A 20,254-nucleotide genomic window follows, 5' to 3' on the forward strand; every position below is an offset into this window, starting at 1 on the left:
CCAATCGATCATGGAGCATTACTGATTGGCAACCCTCAATCACTGACGCTCAATCATTGATCCTCCGCCCGCCGTCTCGAGGAAGAGCCATGGCCACATCCGACCAACCGCCGTCGAGCGAACCACAACAGCAGCACGGTCCCGCTTCACCACTACGGCCGAAGCACGTCTCGCTGTGGAGACACCGCGATTTCATGAAGCTGTGGGCAGGCGACACGGTCTCTGTGTTCGGATCCGAGCTCGTTCTCTTCGCCCTGCCCCTCATCGCCGTGCAGATCCTGCACGCCGGTGCCTTCGAAATGGGAGTACTCGCGACCCTGGAATCAGGGGCGTTCCTGCTCATCAGCCTGCCCGCCGGTGCCTGGGTCGACCGTCTGCCGAAGCGACTTGTCATCGTCTCCGGCGACATCATCCGCGCCGCCATCCTCCTGACCATCCCGCTGACCTGGATGGTCGGCGCCCTGAGCATGGTCCAGCTCTACCTCGTCGCGGCCGGAGTCGGAATCGTCAGGGTCTTCTTCGACATCGCCAATCAGTCCTATCTGCCCGAGCTCGTCGACAGCGATGCGATCTCCGACGGCAACGGCAAGCTCCAAGCCAGCCAGCAGACTGCCGGAGTCGCGGGACCGACGTTGGCCTCCGGACTGGTCACCGCGATCGGGGCCCCGCTCACCGTGGGACTGACGAGCATCTGCATGGGACTGTCCAGCATCCTCGTCGGACTCATCCGACACCGCGAAACCCCACGGCCGGCCGAGGGGCGGGCCGGCTTCGTCGCCGAGATCCGCGAGGGACTCGGTTTCGTCATCGGCCACCCGCTGCTGCGCCGGATCACCGCGTGCACAGGGCTGACGAACTTCGCGTCGTCGGGCATCTTCGCTCTCTTCGTGCTGTTCGCCCTCACCACGCTGGGACTCCACCAGGTCGAGCTCGGCATCATCATGTCCGTCGCCTCGGCCGGCGGCATCCTCGGTGCGCTCTCTGCCGCATGGGTGCAGAAGATCCTCGGCGAAGGAACGAGCATCGCCCTGTCCGCGCTGATCGGCGGCCTCTGCTTCCTCGGTGTCCCGCTCGCGACCGTTCTGCCCGCACTGCCGACCCTGCTGATCAGCTGGTTCCTTGTGACCTGGGCGGTCGTTGTTTACAACATTGCGCAGGTGAGCTTCCGCCAGCGGCTGTGCCCGAAACCGCTGCTGGGCCGGATGAACGCTTCCGTCCGCTTCCTCGTGTGGGGGCCGATGCCGCTCGGCGCTTTCCTCGCAGGCATCCTCGGTGACTGGCTCGGGGTGACGACGACGATGTGGATTTTGGCGGCCTGTGCGCTGCTCGGCTCACTTCCGGTGCTCGCCTCCCGCCTGCTGCGGATGCGCGAACTTCCCCGCGAACTCGATCTGCTCAACAGCGACGAAACAACCGCACGACAGTGAGAAGAGGCACGTCTGACGGGGTCGAATCTCCCTGAGAGCGAAACGCTCCTGGCGTTGAGCGAGATAAGTGGGCTCAGATTGCACGTTTTCCGCGCATTTTTGGCAATCTGCGCACACCTAACCTGTCGTTCGGGGAAGAATCAAGCCGTTCGGGGGAAGAATCAGTCCGTTCGCGGCAGAAGCACTCCGGCCAGGCAGCGCCGAAGCCGATGATCGAGAGTGACCGAGACGAGCTCGCCCCACCTCAGCGGGTCGAGTAGAGGTGCTCGGGCCGACCCGTCGACCCGTACTGCAGGGACACCGTGATCGTGCGGGCTTCGGCAAGCTTCGCCAGATGCCGCTGCGCGGTCGCCCGGGAGGCACCGACCGCCTCGGCGACCTCGAGTGCCGTCATCGGACCGCTCGCCTCCTCGAGTGCGGCGAGGATCCGCGTCGTCGTCGACGATCCCGCCGGGCTCGCCCCGGTTCCGCCGACGGCCGCAGCATCATGGAGGTTGCGAAGCTGCCGCTCGAGGTCGGCCTGACCGACCTTCTCCCGCTCCCAATAGCGGAGGAACCTCGCGTACCGGCGCAGGAAGTTCTGCAGCACCTCGGCCGCGAAGGGCTTGACGATGTACGTCATCGCTCCCGCCCGCAGCGACGAGCGGACCACCTGCGGATCCGTGACCGCCGAGAGCACGATCGCATCGATATCGGTCTCGCGGATGAGGTCGACACCGGTACCCTCGGGCAGCACATAGTCGACGAGAAGCAGGTCGACGTCATGCTCGGCGATGATCTCGCGCGCTGTCTTCAGGTCGCGGACGGGTTCGAGCGCCGTGAAGCCGGGCACCTCGTCGACATAGCGGGCATGGATCTGCCCGACGAAGAAGTCGTCATCGAGCACGAGAACGTTGACCATCATCTCTCCTCATCAGTTGGGAAATCATCGTCGGCGGCCGTCACATCGCCCGCGTCGCCGACGTCGGCTGGGTCGTCGAGCGCATCGGGCAGGCGTACGCCGAAGCTCGCCCCTCCGAGGCCCGGATCGTGTCCGTCGATGAGCCACACCTCTCCCCCGCCCTTCTGCGCGACCCGGCGGCAGAGCGCAAGTCCTATGCCGAGCCCGTGACCGTCCCCGGTGCCGGTTCCCGTGGTCAGTCCGATCCCGAAGTCCGGCGCCGAGGCGGCCGGCGAGGTCGTGAAACCCTCGTCGAAGATCCGTCCCGCAACCTCGTCGTCGATCCCGTCGCCGGTGTCCGTGACGACCGCGTGGAGTTCCGTCCCGGAGCTGAGCACCTCCACTTCGACCCGGCCCCCGTCCCCGGCGTATCGCTGCCCCGCCACGGCCGCGCGCACGGCGTTGTCGATGAGGTTGCCGAGGATGAGCGTGACCGCTTCCGGGTCGCGGACCGCGCCCACGGCAAGGGAGTCCGGTGTCACGGCCAGGGTCACTCCCGCCTCCGCGGCGGTCGTCCCCTTCGCTTCGAGGACGGCCCGCAGGTAAGGATCGGAGATGAGGTCGATGTCCTCGACGGGGGTCGTGATCGGTCCGGTGCCCAAAAGGGAGGACAGATAGGTGTGGGCCTCATCGGTCGCGCCCGTGTCGACGAGGCCGAGCACGGTGTGCAGCCGGTTGGCGAACTCGTGACGCTGAGTGCGCAGTGCCCGGGCCATGGCGGTGACGGATTCGAGCTGGCGCGCCATCGTCAGCATCTGGGTCTCGTCGCGGACGGTCACGACCCCGCCGACGGAGACCCCGTCGCGCTGGACCCGCACGGCTGTGGCCAGCAGGATCCGGTCGCCGATCGTGATCCGCCGCCGCAGCGCCCCGTCCGCCGGGGCTTCGGCCATGAGCGCGGTGATCTCGTCGGGGACGTCGATCGCCTCGGCCGCAATGTTCTCCCTCACCGAGGCGGCGCCGAGCAGCTCCTTCGCATTCGAATTGCTCAGGGTGAGTTTCCCGTTCGTGTCGAATCCGAGCACTCCGTCGTCGAGACCGTGGAGCACGGCTCCTTGGTCGCGGGCCATCTCGGCGAGCTCTTCGGGTCCGACGCCGAGCGTCTCCCTGCGCAGCCGGCGCCCGAGCATGACCGACACGACTCCGCCGAGCGCCAAAGCGAGCACGGCCACAGTGCCGAGCAGGATGAGTTCGCGGCGGACATCGGCATCGAGCACGGAGGCGAAGATGCCCACCGAGACCTCACCGACGACAGTTTCTCCGTCCTCGGTCGAATAGATCGGGACCTTCGCCCGCACCGTCTCGCCCAGAGTTCCGGATTCGTGGGAGACGTTCTCGCGACCGGCCAGCGCCTCATCCGGCGACGTCGAGACCTTGTGCCCGATCTTCGACCTGTCGGGGTGGGTGAGTCGGATGCCGCGGTCGTCGGTGATGACGGCGAAGCTGATCCCCGACCGGTCGCGCAGATCACCGGTGATCGCCAACATCGATTCCACGATCTGCTCATCGGGCTCATCGGCGTGATCGGCCGAGGCCTGCGTGGCGGCGGCTCGGACGTCCGGATCGATCGCCAGCGTGCGGGCAGTGGCCAGCGCCTTCGTCTCGGTCACCTCGGTGACGGTGCGCGCCCCCATCCACGCGAACACCCCGGTGACCAGGGTGAGGATCACGATGACGAGCGCGAGCTGAGAGATCAGCACACGTCGGGAGAACGAACGGTGGGGCCGGGACACGCGTTCAGCGTAGCCGCGTTTGAGCGAAATGCGCAAAAGGCGGTCAACGATCTAAACGCCATCAGTGCACACAAGCGCGCGCGGCCCGTGATCTGGGCCCTACGGTGTTTCGAGCCTCACATTCGCCTTCGAAGGAGAAGCTCGTGCTTGTCATTCTCGGTTTCGCCATGATCGCAGTCTTCATGACACTGATCATGACCAAACGACTCTCGCCGATCCTCGCGCTCATCCTCGTGCCCACGATCTTCGGCCTCTTCGCCGGGGCCGGTCTGGGCATCGGAGAGATGGTCATGGACGCGATCGCCTCGATGTCGTCGACGGCAGCGCTGCTGCTCTTCGCCATCATCTACTTCGGCATCATGATCGACGTCGGCCTCTTCGACAAGCTCGTCGAGTTCATCCTCAAGGTTGCCGGCAACGACCCTGTCAAGGTCGTCCTCGGCACTGCGCTGCTCACCGGTGCCGTGTCGCTCGACGGCGACGGATCGACGACGTTCATCGTCGTCACCGCGGCCATGCTGCCGATCTACCAGCGCCTCGAGATGTCGCCGGTGGTGCTCACCTGCGTGGCCGGTCTCATCAACGGCACCCTCAACATCGTCCCGTGGGGCGGACCGACGGCCCGAGCCTCCTCGGCGCTGCAGATCGACGCCAACGAGATCTTCGTCCCCATGGTCCCCTCCCTGGTGGCCGGCCTGCTCGTCTGCTTCGTCTTCGCTTACGTGCTCGGCATCTCCGAACGCCGCCGCCTGGCCAAGAACGGAGTCGCCTGGGCCTCCGACCGCGGATCGAACCGTCGCAGGGACCTCGTCGGCGCCGTGGCCGGAGCCAGCACGACCGCGGGTTCGTCCGCGGGCACCGGGAACGGTGCGACCACGGTTGGACACGGACACGGATTCGGGTCGGCCGCCTCGGCGCACGATGACACCACCACCGAGGCGGGACCCGCCTCCGCGAACGACACAGGCGCATCCGCCGGAACTGGTTCGGGCCTGACGAACACCGCACTCGATCCCAACCGCGCAACCCTGCGGCCGAAGCTGTTCTGGTTCAACCTGGCCCTGACCGTGGCCGTGATGGTCCTGCTCATCATCGACATCCTGCCGCTGCCGTACCTGTTCATGATCGGCACCGTCATCGCCCTCATCGTCAACTTCCCGAAGATGAAGGACCAGCAGGAGGAGCTCGCCTCCCACGCCACTGCGATCATCTCCGTCGTGGCCATGGTCATGGCCGCAGGCGTGCTCACCGGCGTCATGTCCGGCACCGGGATGGTCGACGCGATGGCCGAATGGCTCGTCGAGGTCATCCCGAACTCGATGGGACCCTACATGGCCGTCATCACCGGTCTGCTGTCGATCCCGATGACGTTCTTCATGAGCAACGACGCCTTCTACTTCGGCATCCTGCCCGTGCTCGCCGAGACCGCCTCCCACTTCGGCATCTCCGCAGCCGATATGGCCCGCGCCTCGATCACCGGCCAGCCCGTGCACATGCAGTCACCGCTCGTGCCCGCGATCCTGCTGCTCGTGTCGCTGTCCGGCGTCGAGCTCGGCGATCACCATAAGAAGGTGCTGTGGCGGGCGCTCATCGTCGCTCTCGTCATGCTCGCAGTCGGCGTGGCCGTCGGCGTCATCGGAATCGGCTGAGCGGAGGCCCCAGATGACTGATCTCTACTCGACCTCACAGCCCCGCTTCCCCGTTCCGTCTCGGCAGGTCACCGCGTCACCGGGCATCGGTTCGGCGTCTCGCACCGTGGTCCTGGCGCTGCGTCCCGATTCCTCTGACGCAGTGCTCGAGCAGGCGATCGCCGCGGCACGCCGCGAGCACGCGGCGGTGCAGGCCGTCGTGCTCGGCACGGATACGACGACCGCCCCGTCGACCTCTCCCCTGGCCGAGTGCACGAATTTGGGTGCCGCCCTCGCCGAGGCGGAGCTCGACTATGCCGTCCACCGTGCCGGTCCCGACCCGGCCGAGCAGATCCTCGGTCTCGCCGCCGACCACGATGCGGCGCTGATCGTCATGAGCACGAAGCGACGCTCGCCGGTGGTCAAGCTGCTGCTCGGCTCCAGCGCACAGCAGGTCATCCTCGAAGCCGAGTGCCCGGTGCTGTTGGTGAAATAAGGCTAGATCCCGGCGATTCCGCGGCCCGGGGCAAGGATTCCGTGCGGGTCGATCAGAGTCTTGATCTCGCGCAGACCTGCCTGTCCCGGCTGCGGACCCCACGCGTCGACCTCGTCCCAGACCGGCGCGGGGGCGTGGGTCAGCCGGGCGGCGATGCAGTGCAGGCCGAAGCTGCGCAGATGCTCGAGGGCCACGTGTGTGGCCACTCCCGGTTCGGATTCCGGGGCGCCGATGCCCAGTTCGAATACGCCGGTCGCGCTGCCGCGCAACTGCAGCGGATAGCCGATCGTCGTCTCCAGGCGGGTCACGGCATCGATGAGAGTCGGAATGAAGCTCGGTGCCACCGACAGCTCGATGGTCGCGGCCAGGCGCGCTCTGCGACCCCACCATTCCGGTTCCGCGCACGGAGTCGCTCCGGGAACTCTGTCTGCGAGGTGGTCGATTTCGCCGACGACGTCGTCGGTCTCCCCTTCGATGAGAACCACTGTTGCCGCAGGTGAACCTGGTGGGCGTTCGATGACGACCGCGTCGGGAACGCGACGGGCGGTCAGAAGGTCGCAGGCCGCCTCGGTGCCGGGAATCCACACGAAACCTTGCGTTTCGGGCCGCCCTGTCAGACGGATCTCGGCTTCGGCGATGATCGCCCGGGTCCCCCAGGATCCGGTGACCAGGCGCGGCAGAGCGCGACGGCCAAGATCCGGGTGGAGCCCTTCGGCGGTGCGAGCGATGGTCCCGTCGGCGGCGACGACCGTCACGGATTCCACGGTCTCTACCAGCCGGGGGCGGCGCAGACTGCGGGGCCCGGTGGCCGCGGTGGCGATCATTCCGCCCAGCGTGGCGCCGGCGTCGATGCGGTCGCGGGGAAGATCAGCGAGGATCTCCTGTCCCGATTGGGCGGCGAACCTGGTCAGGGCGCTGATCCGGGTTCCGGCTCCGGCCCGGATCGTGTCGCCGGAATGGTCGCCCACCTCGGCGATCGATGTCAGGTCGATGAGCAGCCCGGGAGTGGAGACAGGCGGATGGTCATCGAAGGCGGTGCCGCCGCCGAACACCGCGACGGTGCGTTGCTCGGCGTGGGCGCGGGCCATGAGTTCGGAGAGTTCCGCGATGCCCCTGGGACTGGCCAGACGGGGCAGTGCGTCTGCGCTCAGGCTCATCCCCGCCTCCGTCAATCCATCCGTCATCGGCACCTCCCACCTGCGGGTCGATCCGGAACCGTCGCTTGCGTGTGTATGTCGAGCTTAGCGAAGAACGCCCTCGAAATCGGTGCTCGGGGCACAGATTTCGAGGGCGTTCGGTGTCGTCAGCGGCGCCAGGTCACGGCATGCGGGCGTAAGCCGGCAGGGTGAGGAAGTCGACGTACTCGGGGTCGAGGGCGACCGAGACGAAGGTGTCGGTGGCGTCCTTCCAGCCTGCGTCGTCACCGGGCAGCTTGGCGACCTCCTCGGCGACGATGCGCTCGACGAGCTCGTTGGTCACCTTCTCACCGGAGTCGAGGGTGATTCCGGCGTCCAGCCACTGCCACACCTGAGAGCGGGAGATCTCGGCGGTCGCGGCGTCCTCCATGAGTCCGTTGATGGCGACCGCGCCGTTGCCTTCGAGCCAGGCGCGCAGGTACTGGATGCCGACGGACACGTTGGTGCGCAGGCCCGCCTCGGTCATCGCACCCGGGGTCGACTTCACGTCGAGCAGATCGGCGGCGGAGACGTCGACGTCTTCGCGCTTGTTGTCGATCTGGTTGGGCTTGTCGCCGAGGGTCTCGGTGAAGACCTCCTTGCAGAGCGCAACCATTCCGGGGTGGGCGACCCAGGAGCCGTCGAAGCCGTTGGAGGCCTCACGCGACTTGTCCTCGCGGACCTTGTCGAAGGCAGCCTTGTTCGCGGCTTCGTCCTTCGAGGGGACGAACGCCGACATTCCGCCGATGGCGTGCGCCCCGCGCTTGTGGCAGGTGCGCACGAGCAGTTCGGTGTAGGCGCGCATGAACGGCACCGTCATCGTCACGTCCGAACGATCCGGCAGCAGGAAGTCGGAGCCGCGGGAGCGGAAGTTCTTGATCACGGAGAAGATGTAGTCCCAACGGCCGGCGTTGAGTCCGGCGGAGTGCTCACGCAGCTCAAAGAGGATCTCCTCCATCTCGAAGGCCGCGGTGTAGGTCTCGATGAGCACGGTGGCGCGGATGGTGCCGCGGGCCAGGCCGAAGGCATCCTCGGCGTGTTCGAAGACCTGGTTCCACAGGCGGGCCTCGAGGTGGCTCTCCATCTTCGCGAGGTAGAAGTAGGGGCCGCGGCCCTTCTCGATCTGGATCTGACCGGCGGTCGCGAAGTACAGGGCAAAGTCGACGAGCGAACCGGAGGTCTCCTCCCCGTCGATGAGGATGTGCTTCTCGGGCATGTGCCAGCCGCGGGGGCGCACGACGATGGTCGGCAGCTCCTCATCGGGGGCGAGCGTGTATTCCTTGCCCTCGGGAGAGGTGAAGTCGATTTCGCGGTTGAGCGAGTCGAGCAGGTTGATCTGACCCTGGATCACCGAATCCCACTGCGGGGTGTTCGCGTCTTCCTGGTCGGCCAGCCACACCTTCGCGCCGGAATTGAGCGCGTTGATCGTCATCTTCTTGTAGGTGGGGCCGGTGACCTCGACGCGGCGGTCTTCGAGGCCGGGTGCCGGGGGTGCGACCTGCCAGGACGGATCGTTGCGGATCTCGGCGGTCTCTTCGAGGAAGTCGAGGTCCTTGCCTGCAGCGATCTCGGCCTGGCGTACCTTGCGAGCCTCGAGGCGCTCGAGACGGTCGCCGTTGAACTTCCGGTGCAGATCGACGATGAGCTCAAGCGCCTTGGGCGTGAGGACCTTCTCAGCCCCGTCCGGCAGCTCACCGGTGATCTCCATCCCGGCCGGGATGTCCAGGTTTTCGATATGAGCGGTCATCGATGGTTCTCCTTAGTCAGCACATCGGTGCTGCGTCCTTATCCACATCTGGTGATGCGATATGTTCGCTGGTCAACGGGGTTTTGACTGCGAAACTTTCACATTGTGAAAATGTTTGTTCACACCACGAAAGAATATGAGGTGATGCACGTCTCGTCAAACCCTATCCTGCATTCGAGACCGTGTGTTCATTGACTCTGCCCAGGCGGCTGGAGAGGATAAGGGGGACATCGCTCATGGACTCGCCGATGCGGCAACGACGCCGCGGATCGGACTGAAAAGTGGACAACCTCGCTGTTGCAGCTCTCTTGGCCCTCTCCCCCATTCTCTTGGCCGGAATCCTTCTCATCGGTTTCCGCTGGCCTGCGAAATACGCCATGCCGATCGGACTGATCGCTGCCGCGCTCGTGGCGAACTTCGCCTGGCAGATCGAGTGGGTGACGATCGGCGCATCGGTCGTCCAGGGCCTCCTCGTCGCGATCGGACTGCTGTGGATCGTCTTCGGCGCGCTTCTGCTGCTGGCTACGGTCACCCGGTCCGGGGCGATCGAGACGATCCGCTCCGGTTTCATCGCGATCTCCCCGGACCGGCGCGTGCAGGTCATCATCGTCGCGTGGCTCTTCGGCTCCTTCATCGAGGGTGCCGCCGGCTTCGGCACTCCGGCGGCCGTGGTCGCCCCGCTCTTGCTGGCCCTCGGCTTCCCTGCGATCGCCGCGGTCCTCGCCGGTCTCATCATTCAGTCGACTCCGGTCAGCTTCGGTGCCGTGGGCACCCCGATGGTCGTGGGCATCGGCACCGGACTGTCTCAGGAGGACGGCTCGATGTCGGCCGATGTCGCCGAACGCGCCGGTCAGCTCGGCCTCGGCCAGGCCGAGTTCGTCGCTCACACCGCCACCCAGGTCGCGCTCATCCACGCCTGCTGCGGCATTCTCATCCCGCTGCTGCTCTCGTGCCTGATGACCGGGTTCTTCGGTGCCAATCGGCGCTTCGCCGACGGTCTGGCCATCGCCCCGTTCGCGATCTATGCAGCCGTGGCGATGATCGTCCCCTATCTCATCGTGGCCAATGTGCTCGGACCCGAGTTCCCGTCGCTGCTCGGCGGACTCATCGGTTTGGCCATCGTCGTGACGACCTCGCGGATGGGCTTCCTCATGCCGAAGAAGACCTGGGACTTCGCTCCGCGTGAGACGTGGCCGGCGATCTGGATGGGCACCGTCGACCCGAACAAGGAGAAGGCGCAGCTGACGAAGAAGATGTCGCTGGCCCGCGCCTGGTCGCCCTATCTCATCGTCGTCGCTCTGCTGCTCATCACGCGCAATGTCCCCGCGATCAAGGAGTTCCTCACCGGTCCGGCCGTGATCAAGATCGATAACATCTTCGGCACCCCGATCAGTCAGAACATGGATCTGCTGTGGTCGCCGGGGGCGATCTTCGTCCTCGCGTGCGGGCTGACGTACTTCATCCACCGGATGTCGAGGAAGCAGATCGCAGGCTCGTGGCAGATCGCCGGTTCGCAGATCGCCGGCGCTGCCGTTGCTCTCCTGTGTTCCCTGCCGCTGGTGCGCGTGTTCATCAACTCCGGTGCCGATTACAACGGTGCAGGCCTGGATTCGATGCCGGTCACCCTCGCCGAGGCGGCCGCCAGTTCCGTGGGCGACGCCTGGCCGCTGGTCGCCCCCTTCGTCGGTGCTCTGGGTGCGTTCGTCGCGGGCTCGAACACCGTCTCGAACGTCATGTTCTCCCAGTTCCAGTTCTCCACCGGCACCGCGATCGGTGCGGCGAGTCCCGAGACCGTGGTCGCGGCTCAGGCGGTCGGCGGCGCCGCTGGGAACATGGTGGCCGTCCATAACGTCGTGGCCGCCTCGGCGACGGTGGGACTCATCGGTCGGGAAGGCGAGCTCATCCGGCGGACGTCGATCCCGATGCTCGTCTATTCGCTGACTGCGGGCGCTCTGGCGTTCATCGGCCTCAACGGCCTGGGCTTCAATGCGGGCACCGTCGTCCTCACCGCGATCATCGTCGGCCTCGCCGTCGTCGTGGTGATGCTCCGCCGGTCGCCGGGCAAGCCGCTTCCCGGGGTCGGCGTCGGGGCGGCGGCCGGTGGCAGCGAAGGCACGGCCGACGACGATCCGGAGCCCACCACGCGCACCTGACTGCCGTCCGCGCTTGACTGTGCCGGCCGCGCGTATCGTTCCCGCGCCTGACGCTGCCGTCCGCGCGTATCGTTCCCGCGCCTGACGCTGCCGTCCGCGCGAATCGTTCCCGCACCGGGTGTCATCGCCTTTTGGCACAGGAGTCATCGCCTTCTGATCCAGTCATCGGGTTCAAACGCGATGTGCCGATCAAAAGGCGATTCGTCCGGAACGCGACAACGCCCGCAGGGCCTTCAGGCACCTGCGGGCGTTCGTGGGTTCGTCGGCGCAGCAGACCGACAGTCGAGCCGACCGCCGACGGAGTCTCAGACGATGACGACCATGGGGACGATCATCGGCTTGCGGCGCAGCTTCGACGACACCCAGCGGCCGATGGTGCGGCGCACCACCTGCTGGAGCTGGTACTGATCGGTGGTGCCGTCACGCAGGGCATCCTCGACGGCCTTCTGCACCTTCGGAACGATCGAGTCGAAGACGTCATCGGACTCGGCTACACCGCGGGCGTGGATCTCGGGTCCGGCGATGAGCGACTTCGTCTGCGAGTTCACGGCCATGAAGATCGTCACGAAGCCCTCGCCGGACAGGACCAAGCGATCCTTGAGGTCCGCCTCGGTGATCTCACCGACCGACGAACCGTCGACGAAAACGTAGTTGCAGTCGACAGCGCCGACGACCTCGGCGTGGCCGTCCTTGAGGTCGACGACCCAGCCGTCATCGGCCAGGACGATGTTGTTCGGGTCGACTCCGGTCGCCTCGGCGTGGCGGGCGTTGGCCAGCAGGTGACGCCATTCGCCGTGGACGGGCATGACGCCGCGGGGTTTGACGATGTTGTAGCAGTAGAGCAGCTCGCCGCCGGAGGCGTGGCCGGACACGTGGATCTTCGCGTCGGCCTTCGAGATGACACGAGCGCCGAGCTTCATCAGGCCGTTGATGACCTTGAACACGGAGTTCTCGTTGCCGGGGATGAGCGAGGAGGCGAGGATGACGGTGTCGCCGTCGCCGACGTCGACGCGGTGGTTGCGGTTGGCCATCCGCGACAGGGCGGCCATCGGCTCGCCCTGGGAACCGGTGCACATGAGGACGATCTGGTCCTCGGGGTAGTCGTCGACCTTCTTGATGTCGATGAGCGTTCCGGCCGGCACGTTGAGGTAGCCGAGGTCTTCGGCGATCTTCATATTGCGCACCATGGAGCGGCCGACGAGGGCCACCTTGCGGCCATGGGCGGTGGCGGCGTTGAGCACCTGCTGCACACGGTGGACGTGGGAGGAGAACGAGGCGACGATGATGCGGCGCTCGGCGGTGCCGAAGAGGTTCTCGAGCACGGGCCCGATGTCCTTCTCCAGCGCAGTGAAGCCGGGGACCTCGGCGTTCGTCGAGTCCGTCATGAACAGGTCGACACCCTCTTCGCCGAGGCGGGCGAAGGCGCGCAGGTCGGTGATGCGGCCGTCGAGCGGCAGCTGATCCATCTTGAAGTCACCGGTGTGCAGGATGTTGCCGGCGCCGGTGCGGATGAACACGGCCAGGGCGTCGGGGATCGAGTGGTTGACGGCGACGAACTCGAGGTCGAAGGGACCGAGCTGGTCAACATCGTCTTCGGCCACCACACGGGTGATGGGCTTGATGCGGTGCTCTTTGAGCTTGGCTTCGATGAGCGCGATCGTCAGCTGCGAACCGAGGATCGGGATGTCGCCCTTGCGGCGCAGCAGGTAGGGAACGGCACCGATGTGGTCTTCGTGGCCGTGAGTCAGTACGAGACCGATGATGTCATCGAGGCGGTCATCGAGGTAGGAGAAATCGGGGAGGATGAGGTCGACGCCGGGCTGGTCCTCTTCAGGGAAGAGCACACCGCAGTCGACGATGAGGAGTTTGCCGTGGTATTCGAAGACGGTCATGTTGCGGCCGACTTCGCCGAGTCCGCCGAGCGCGACGATGCGGACGGCTTCTCTGTCCATCTTCGGCGGGAGGGACAGTTCTTGGGTCAATGCATTATTCACTGAGGTAACCACTCCTGGTCAATTGGGCGGCGACGAACGCCATCTGATCCTCATCAGCTGGGAGCAGCGGCATACGCACGTCGCGGTTGTCGAGTATTCCTTGGGCCTGCAGAGCGGCCTTCGCCGAGATCACTCCCGGCATATGGTTCATGAGCGCATCCACCACGTCCGCGGTGTCGCGGGAGAGGGTGCGTGCGGTGTTGAGGTCGTTGTTCGCCACTGCGGAGACCATCGCGGCGAACCGGTCCGAGCAGACGTGCCCGGCCACGGACACGAGTCCGAGCGCGCCGAGGGACAGCAGCGGCAGGTTGAGGGCGTCCTCGCCGGAGTAGTACACGAGCGAGGAGTTGTTCATGACGAACGAGGAGGCGAAGAGGTCGCCCTTGGCGTCCTTGACCGCGAGGATGTTCGGGTGGTCCGAGAGTCGCAGCAGGGTGTCCGTGATGATCGGAGCACCGGCGCGGCCGGGAATGTCGTAGAGCATGACCGGCAGGTCGGTGGAGTCGGCGGCCGCGCGCATATGGGCTTCGATCGCCGGCTGGGTCGGCTTCGAGTAGTACGGGGTGACGAGCAGGATCCCGTCGGCTCCGGCATCGGCCGAGCGGCGGGAGAGGTCGATGGTGTGTGCGGTGACGTTGTTGCCGGTGCCGGCGACGATCTTCGCCCGCTTGCCGATGACTCCGCGGACGACGCGGATGAGTTCGACCTTCTCGTCGTCGGTCGTCGTCGGTGATTCGCCGGTGGTGCCGGAGACGACGAGCATGTCGTTGCCGAGCTCGACGAGGTGGTTCGCCACCTTCTCCACGGACGCATAGTCGATGCTGCCGTCGCGCTTGAATGGGGTCACCATTGCCGTGCCGACGGAACCGAACGCGTCAATGGCAGTCGCTGCTGCCTGATCACCGAGAATCGCCATAGACCCAAGGATACCGCCCACGTCGTCTCATCAGTGCAGTGGTCCACCCGCGTTGCGGGTGTCGTTCGCCTCGTCTGCGGCGCTCATGCGGTCACGGTGAGAGACGGATCACACCTGTGTCCGTCTGATCGTCTACGCTTGTGCCCTGCCCGCCACCGAAACACAGGAGTTTTCGATGACCCGCACCCGCATCCGCGATTTCCATGATGATGATCTCGACGGAATCATCCGTCTCTTCGAAGCCGCCGTCCCGGAATCCTCGGCCGCTCCCCCGCTCTATCCGCTCTCCGAGGTGTTGGCCGCCTGCCAGCGCAATCAGGCCGTCGTGGCCGTCCGCGATGAGGAGATCGTCGGTGCCGCCGTCGGCCGCGCCGCCCACGGGCAGGGGGTTCTCGTGTTCTTCCATGTCCTCGAGGCGGTCCGTGCGGATCCGGAGCAGGGCACCCGCGCCGAGGCGGGGCTGCTCGATGCGCTCGAACGCCGTCTCATGCCGCTGGGCTTGGGGAAGCTGTCGATGCTCATTCCCGCGGGGACGTCGGCCTGCGATGGTCTGGTGGCCAACGGTTTCGAGACCCGTTCCGGGCTGAAGTACGTCGAGCGTCACCTGCCCGTCCAACGTCGTGAGCTCGACCGTCTCAAAACGGTGGGCGGACGCATCCTGCCGCGCCACCTCTGGGACGGGGTCAGCGGGATGCAGGAGGAGAAGGACATGCTCGAGGACCGCCTCGTCGTGCCCTTGGCCGAACCGGATCTCGCCGATCATTTCGGGGTGGTCCCGCCTCGGGCGGTGATGCTCTTCGGTCCGCCGGGGACGGGGAAGACGACATTTGCGAAGGCGGTGGCGTCGCGGTTGGACTGGCCGTTCGTCGAGGTGTTCCCGTCGCGTCTGTCCGGTGAGCCCGGTGGTGTGGCCGCGGGTCTGCGGACAACGTTCGAGCAGATCAATGAGCTCGAGCATGCTGTCGTGTTCATCGATGAGGTCGAGGAGATCGCGTCGAAGCGCGGGGGCGAGCCGCCGTCGCCGACGCAGGGGGTGACGAATGAGCTGCTCAAGCAGGTTGCGGAGTTCCGGGATCGGGAGGGCCGGCTGCTCATCTGTGCGACGAACTTCGTCCGTGCCCTCGATGCGGCGTTCCTGCGGCATGGACGCTTCGACTACGTCATTCCCATCGGGTTGCCCGATGCCACCGCCAGGGAGGCGATCTGGTCGCGCTACATTCCCGAGCACACGATCGCCGGTGTCGATCTCGACGTGCTCGTCAATGCCAGTGACGGTCTGACCCCGGCCGATATCGAATACGCTGCCCGGCGTGCTTCGCAGGAAGCTCTGGCGTCGTCGCTGCGACAGCAGCAGGTCGATATCTCCTCTCGGTCGGATGTGCTTTCGACCGATGACTATCTCGAGGCGCTGCGTGCGACGCGGGTGACGGTGTCCGAGGAGACTGCCCGGGAGTTCGGCGAAGACGTGGAGACGATCGCGCGGCTGTGAGACGGCCGCGCCCACCCGTCGCGCGGGCGCGGTGCCCCCTACCCTTCGAGCAGGCGGTCCGCGGTCTCGATGAGGATCCGCGTCATCGTGGACGGATCGGGACCGTGACCGGCGACGGTGGCCAGGTCGAATCCGTCGATGATGGCGACGAACGTGTCGACCACCTCGGCGACGGAGAGCTGGAAGAGCCCGAATTCGTGCCTCTTCAGCCCATCATCGACGATCTTCCGGAACAGCTTCCGCCATCCGTCGAACACGGCATCGACACAGTTCTGCAGGCCTTCGTCCGTGCGCGCGGCGGTGACGAGTTCGAGCCAGATCCGCGACCGCTGCTCGTGCATTCCCACCCCATGGACTGCCGCGAACGCATCGTGCAGGCGATAGCGAGCCAGTCGACCGCGAGGGTCATCGCCTGGCTTCGCCATCTCCTCGAGGTGCAGCAGCACCGTCGCGGTATGGAAGGAGAACGCCTGGGCGAGCAGGTCGTCCCGGGACTCGAAGTAGTACTGCACGGTGCCGATGGACATGCCGACTGCTTTCGCCACGTCCCCGAGCCGGACCGCGGCGGGACCTTTGGCGACGATGGCGTCGAGGGTCGCCTGGATGATCGCGAACTTCTTCGCCTCGGCCTGCTCGGGAGGCTGAGCCGGACGGGGGCTCATGCCGTGACCGGTTCTCGTCGTTCGGCCAGATCGGTCGCCGCGGTCAGACCTTCGTACACGGCTTCCTCGACCGTGCGCGGGGCCAGGGCGTCGCCGATCACCGTCACCGAGGCGGTCCCGAAGTCGAGGTCGACCGGCACCGATCGCGGTGCTCCAGAGACGATCGTCGCGGCGACGCCGTCGACCTCGTGGACGACCTCGCACAGCGTCGACTGCAGGTAGCCGGTATCGGCATCGACGCCGACGAGGCGAGCGTCGTTGACGAATTGCACCCGACCGGTCCGCAGTGCTTGGGACACGAGCAGGGTGCGGGTGTACTGCTGGATCGCGGCACCGGCGAAGTTCGCCGCGGTCGCCAGAGTCACCTGGCGTCCGGCTTCGGCCAGGCGCAGGGCGATGCCGAGTCCGATCCAGTCGCCCTTCCAGTCTGTGACGAGCACGCGCCCGGCCGGCAGGTCCGGGTCGTCGCGCAGATAGTCGCGAGCCCCGATGACGAATGCGTCGTCGGCGATCTCGAGGGCGGGCATGCGCTGTTCGGCACCGGTGGCGATGATGACGTGGTCGGGGGCGACCTCGGTGATGAGGTTCTGGGTGGCCGGTGTGGAGGTGCGGATGTCGACGCCGGCGCGGGCCGCCTCGGCGGTCAGGTTCGTCGCCGCTCCCCCGAATTCGGACCGGTACGGCAGTTCCTGCGCCAATAGAACCGCCCCGCCGAGGTGGGGCTCCTTCTCGCACAACACGACGGCGTCGCCCTGTTCGGCGGCGACCGCGGCGGCTTTGAGCCCGGCCGGTCCCCCGCCGATGACGAGGACCTTGCGTCTGGTGCGCACCGTCGGTCGGGGCAGGAAGGTCAGCTCCCGACCTGATTCGGGGTATTGGATGCACGAGATCGGCACACCCTGTTGGAAGTGGCCGATGCAGGCCTGGTTGCAGCCGATGCAGGCGCGGATCTCGTCGACCTCATCGGCTGCGGATTTGTTCGCGATCTCCGGGTCGCAGATCATCGCGCGGGTCATGATCGCCATGTCGGTGCGGCCTTCGGCGATAGCGGTTTCGGCTTCGTGGGGTTGGTTGATGCGGCCGGCGACCATGACGGTCTTGTCGGTGATCTTCTTGACCTGTTCGGACAGGTTCGTCGCGTATCCGGGGTCGATCTGCATCGAGGGAACGATGTGGACGGCGCCCTGCAGGGTGGAGGAATCGCCGGCGGTGATGGAGAAGTAGTCGAGGCAGTCGACGCCGTCGGCGGCATCGGCGGCGTCGGCGGTCAGGGAGTCGAGGTGGTCGATGAGGTCGAGGATCTCAGCGGCGACGAGCCCGTCCTCGGTCTTCTCCTCACCGGAGATCCGCACGCCCACCACGATGTCGGGTCCGACGGCGGCGCGGACGGTCTGGGCCACCTCGGCGAGGAACCGGCGGCGGTTCTCCGGGCTGCCGCCGTACTCGTCGGTGCGGGTGTTGACGGCGGGGTTGAAGAACTGGATGGGCAGGTAGCCGTGGCTGGCGACGATCTCGACGCCGTCGATTCCGGACTCGACGATGCGCTTCGCGGCATGCCCGTAGCCGGCGATGATGCCTCTGACCTCAGCGGTGGTCAGCGCTTCGGGGACGACCTTGAAGCGTTCCTGCGGTTCGTCGCTCGGGGCCTTGGCGCGCGGTGCCATTCCGCGCTCGCCGTCCATGACTTCGCGGCCGGGGTGGAAGAGCTGGGCGACGATCGTGGCCCCGTGGCGGTGGACCGCCTCGGCGACGGCCCGGTATCCGGGGACGGAGGATTCGTCGGTGGCCATGAGCACGTGGCTGGTGTAGCGGGCGGTTTCGTGGACGCCGGAGACCTGGAGGACGATGAGTCCGGCTCCGCCTTTCGCGCGGGCCTCATGGTAGGCGACGAGGTCGTCGCCGATGTGGCCGTGATCGTCGAGGACGGTGTCATGGCCGGAGGAGACGATGCGGTTGCGGATCGTCGTGGAGCCGATGGTGATGGGTTCGAAGAGGTGCGGGAACAGCTGAGACATGATCATCCTTGATCACTTGCGGGTGGGGCCGGGTGACTGCCCCTCGATGGGGTCGACTCAGTTATTCATATCACCGTATGACGAACGTGGGCAAGGGCTGGCTCACGTAAATCGAGTGCTTCACTTGCTTCCTGCAGTTACCCTGAAGCTATGCCTGACGCCTGCTTTTCACATCCCCGGCTAGCCCAGGTCTATGACCCTCTTGATCCTGACCGATCGGACCTGGAAACGTATGTGAACCTGGCAACCGAATTCGGAGCGGAAACTGTGATCGACGTGGGGTGCGGCACCGGGGAGTTCATCGCTCGGCTCGTCGACATGGATGTCAGTGCTCTCGGCGTCGATCCGGCTGCAGCATCCTTGCAGGTCGCACAGCCAAAACTGAAACCCGGTTCAGCCGAGCTTGTCATCGGTACAGCTTCCGACGTGGCCGACGACAACGCCCGGAGGCACTCCTTCGATATGGCGACGATGACCGCGAATGTCGCACAGGTCTTCCTCGACAACGAAGAGTGGCTTTCCACACTGCGCGCAATCCGATTGTGCCTTCGTACCGGGGGAAGGCTGGTGTTCGAAACACGTGATCCAGCGGACCGAGCTTGGGAGCGGTGGACCAAAGAAGCCACTCACCGCGCAGTCGAACTCGCGGAGTTAGGCGTGGTCGAGGAATGGATCGAGACGACGAATGTGGAAGGTGAGTTCGTCACCTTCGTTTCACCAACGATTTTCCACCTTGACGGGGAACGCATCGATTCGACGTCCACATTGCGGTTCAGACCAAGATCTGTGCTCGAACAGACTTTATCGGAAACAGGATTCACCGGGGTCGAGGTACACGATCTCCCCTACGCTCCCGGCCGCGGATGGCTGTTCATCGCCACTGCCGGTTCCTGATGATGCCGACAGCAGCAGTCGGATCGTCACACTTCGCGAAGTTGCGCATCACAACTGATCGCCTGAGACGGCGAAGGTGTCGCAGCTGTTCAGCCCCTGGTTGTATCCGGTGGTGAACCAGTTCTGGCGCTGCTTGCTCGAGCCGTGGGTGAACGATTCCGGGTTGACGAAACCGGACTGCTCTTGGATGTGATCGTCGCCGACGACGAAGGCCGCGTTGAGGGCATCGTCGAGCTGTTCCTTCGTGGGCTCTTCGAGGTACGCAGTGCCGTTGTCGTCGGTGGGTGTGGTGACCTTGCCGAGCCAGGCACCGGCGTAGCAGTCGGCTTGGAGTTCGGTGCGCACGCCCTTGCTCTCAGGTCCGGTGCCGTTGTTCGGGTGCTCGCTCATCACGCCGGTGATGTTCTGGATGTGGTGACCCCATTCGTGACCGACGATGTAGAGCTGGGCGAGCTCATCGGCCGAGGCACCGAACTGCTGACGCAGTATGTCGAAGAAGCTCGGATCGATGTAGACGCCCTGATCGGCCGGACAGTAGAACGGCCCGACCTGGTTCGAAGCGGTTCCGCAGGCCGTCGAGGTCTGACCGTCGACCAGTGTCATCGCCGGCGGTTCGTAGCCGTCCACTTGCTGAGCCCAATAGTCGTCGAGAACGACCTGCGCTCCGGCCATTCGGCAGTCGATGTTCGTATTCGCGTCCTCACCCGTATCGCATTGGGACATGCTCGCCCCGCTCGACTGATTCTGACTGCCGCCGTCGTCCGGAGTGATTCCACCCATCAGCCCGGTGACATCAACGCCGAGCAGCGGTCCGATGAGGAAGACGAGCAGGCCGACGATGCCCACGCCGCCGCCCCCGACGATCGCGGTGTTGCGACCGCGTCTGCTCGTCCTGTTGCCGCTGATATCGGCGTTCGGGTTGAAGGTCATGGCATAAAGATACCCCGGGAGCGGACAAGGGCAGGCGAGCAGATGTGAAGTCGTG

The 20,254-nt window shown here is 65.8% G+C and carries 15 protein-coding genes; 6 read left to right on the top strand and 9 right to left on the bottom strand.

Translation table 11 applies throughout. The features are described 5' to 3' along the window. The first annotated feature begins 194 nt into the window (after positions 1–194). On the top strand, positions 195–1,427 hold the full coding sequence (locus QYM46_RS11645; protein ID WP_432789055.1) for an MFS transporter: 1,233 nt from the start codon (positions 195–197) through the stop codon (positions 1,425–1,427). Positions 1,428–1,671: 244 nt separating this feature from the next. Here the strand turns inward: QYM46_RS11645 and QYM46_RS11650 are convergent, their stop codons facing one another. Then, positions 1,672–2,331: a response regulator gene (locus QYM46_RS11650; RefSeq protein ID WP_432789056.1), complete on the bottom strand. Its 660-nt coding sequence runs from the start codon at positions 2,329–2,331 to the stop codon at positions 1,672–1,674. Next, complete coding sequence (locus QYM46_RS11655) at positions 2,328–4,100, bottom strand: ATP-binding protein (RefSeq protein WP_432789057.1); 1,773 nt, start codon at positions 4,098–4,100, stop codon at positions 2,328–2,330. The genes QYM46_RS11650 and QYM46_RS11655 overlap by 4 nt, the downstream gene beginning before the upstream one ends. Positions 4,101–4,243: 143 nt before the next feature. On the opposite strand from QYM46_RS11655, the gene QYM46_RS11660 reads away from it, so the two are divergent. Both QYM46_RS11660 and QYM46_RS11665 read left to right on the top strand, forming a co-directional pair. Then, positions 4,244–5,749: a CitMHS family transporter gene (locus tag QYM46_RS11660; RefSeq protein ID WP_432789058.1), complete on the top strand. Its 1,506-nt coding sequence runs from the start codon at positions 4,244–4,246 to the stop codon at positions 5,747–5,749. A 13-nt stretch (positions 5,750–5,762) separates the two neighbouring features. Beyond that, positions 5,763–6,224, top strand: a complete 462-nt coding sequence (locus QYM46_RS11665) for a universal stress protein (RefSeq protein WP_432789059.1) — start codon at positions 5,763–5,765, stop codon at positions 6,222–6,224. A 2-nt stretch (positions 6,225–6,226) separates the two neighbouring features. On the opposite strand, the gene QYM46_RS11670 is transcribed toward QYM46_RS11665, so the two are convergent. Together QYM46_RS11670 and aceB are read right to left on the bottom strand one after the other, a co-directional pair. Then, positions 6,227–7,408: an FAD-binding oxidoreductase gene (locus QYM46_RS11670; RefSeq protein ID WP_432789060.1), complete on the bottom strand. Its 1,182-nt coding sequence runs from the start codon at positions 7,406–7,408 to the stop codon at positions 6,227–6,229. A gap of 133 nt (positions 7,409–7,541) precedes the next feature. After that, positions 7,542–9,146: a malate synthase A gene (gene aceB / locus QYM46_RS11675; RefSeq protein ID WP_432789061.1), complete on the bottom strand. Its 1,605-nt coding sequence runs from the start codon at positions 9,144–9,146 to the stop codon at positions 7,542–7,544. A gap of 281 nt (positions 9,147–9,427) precedes the next feature. Here aceB and QYM46_RS11680 point away from each other — a divergent pair, with 281 nt between their 5' ends. After that, positions 9,428–11,299: an L-lactate permease gene (locus QYM46_RS11680; RefSeq protein ID WP_432789062.1), complete on the top strand. Its 1,872-nt coding sequence runs from the start codon at positions 9,428–9,430 to the stop codon at positions 11,297–11,299. A 305-nt stretch (positions 11,300–11,604) separates the two neighbouring features. On the opposite strand, the gene QYM46_RS11685 is transcribed toward QYM46_RS11680, so the two are convergent. Then, positions 11,605–13,251, bottom strand: a complete 1,647-nt coding sequence (locus QYM46_RS11685) for a ribonuclease J (RefSeq protein ID WP_432791735.1) — start codon at positions 13,249–13,251, stop codon at positions 11,605–11,607. 34 nt (positions 13,252–13,285) lie between these two features. Then, complete coding sequence (gene dapA, locus QYM46_RS11690; protein ID WP_169252637.1) at positions 13,286–14,209, bottom strand: 4-hydroxy-tetrahydrodipicolinate synthase; 924 nt, start codon at positions 14,207–14,209, stop codon at positions 13,286–13,288. A 175-nt stretch (positions 14,210–14,384) separates the two neighbouring features. Between dapA and QYM46_RS11695 the strand changes: the two genes are divergently transcribed. Beyond that, complete coding sequence (locus tag QYM46_RS11695; RefSeq protein WP_432789063.1) at positions 14,385–15,698, top strand: ATP-binding protein; 1,314 nt, start codon at positions 14,385–14,387, stop codon at positions 15,696–15,698. A 38-nt stretch (positions 15,699–15,736) separates the two neighbouring features. On the opposite strand, the gene QYM46_RS11700 is transcribed toward QYM46_RS11695, so the two are convergent. Further along, on the bottom strand, positions 15,737–16,360 hold the full coding sequence (locus QYM46_RS11700; protein ID WP_432789064.1) for a TetR/AcrR family transcriptional regulator: 624 nt from the start codon (positions 16,358–16,360) through the stop codon (positions 15,737–15,739). After that, positions 16,357–18,375 (bottom strand): FAD-dependent oxidoreductase, encoded by a 2,019-nt coding sequence (locus QYM46_RS11705; RefSeq protein ID WP_432789065.1) that lies wholly within the window; start codon positions 18,373–18,375, stop codon positions 16,357–16,359. Before QYM46_RS11705 ends, QYM46_RS11700 begins: the two co-directional genes overlap by 4 nt. A 150-nt stretch (positions 18,376–18,525) precedes the next feature. On the opposite strand from QYM46_RS11705, the gene QYM46_RS11710 reads away from it, so the two are divergent. Continuing rightward, positions 18,526–19,269 carry a class I SAM-dependent methyltransferase gene (locus QYM46_RS11710; protein ID WP_432789066.1) on the top strand — a complete coding sequence of 248 codons (744 nt, stop codon included), beginning with the start codon at positions 18,526–18,528 and terminating at the stop codon, positions 19,267–19,269. A gap of 48 nt (positions 19,270–19,317) precedes the next feature. Here the strand turns inward: QYM46_RS11710 and ypfJ are convergent, their stop codons facing one another. Beyond that, a complete protein-coding gene (gene ypfJ / locus QYM46_RS11715) occupies positions 19,318–20,199 on the bottom strand; it encodes a KPN_02809 family neutral zinc metallopeptidase (RefSeq protein ID WP_432789067.1) in 882 nt (293 codons plus the stop codon). Positions 20,200–20,254: the final 55 nt, after the last annotated feature.

The sequence above is a fragment of the Brevibacterium sp. K11IcPPYGO002 genome (assembly GCF_050920635.1).
Lineage (GTDB): Bacteria > Actinomycetota > Actinomycetes > Actinomycetales > Brevibacteriaceae > Brevibacterium.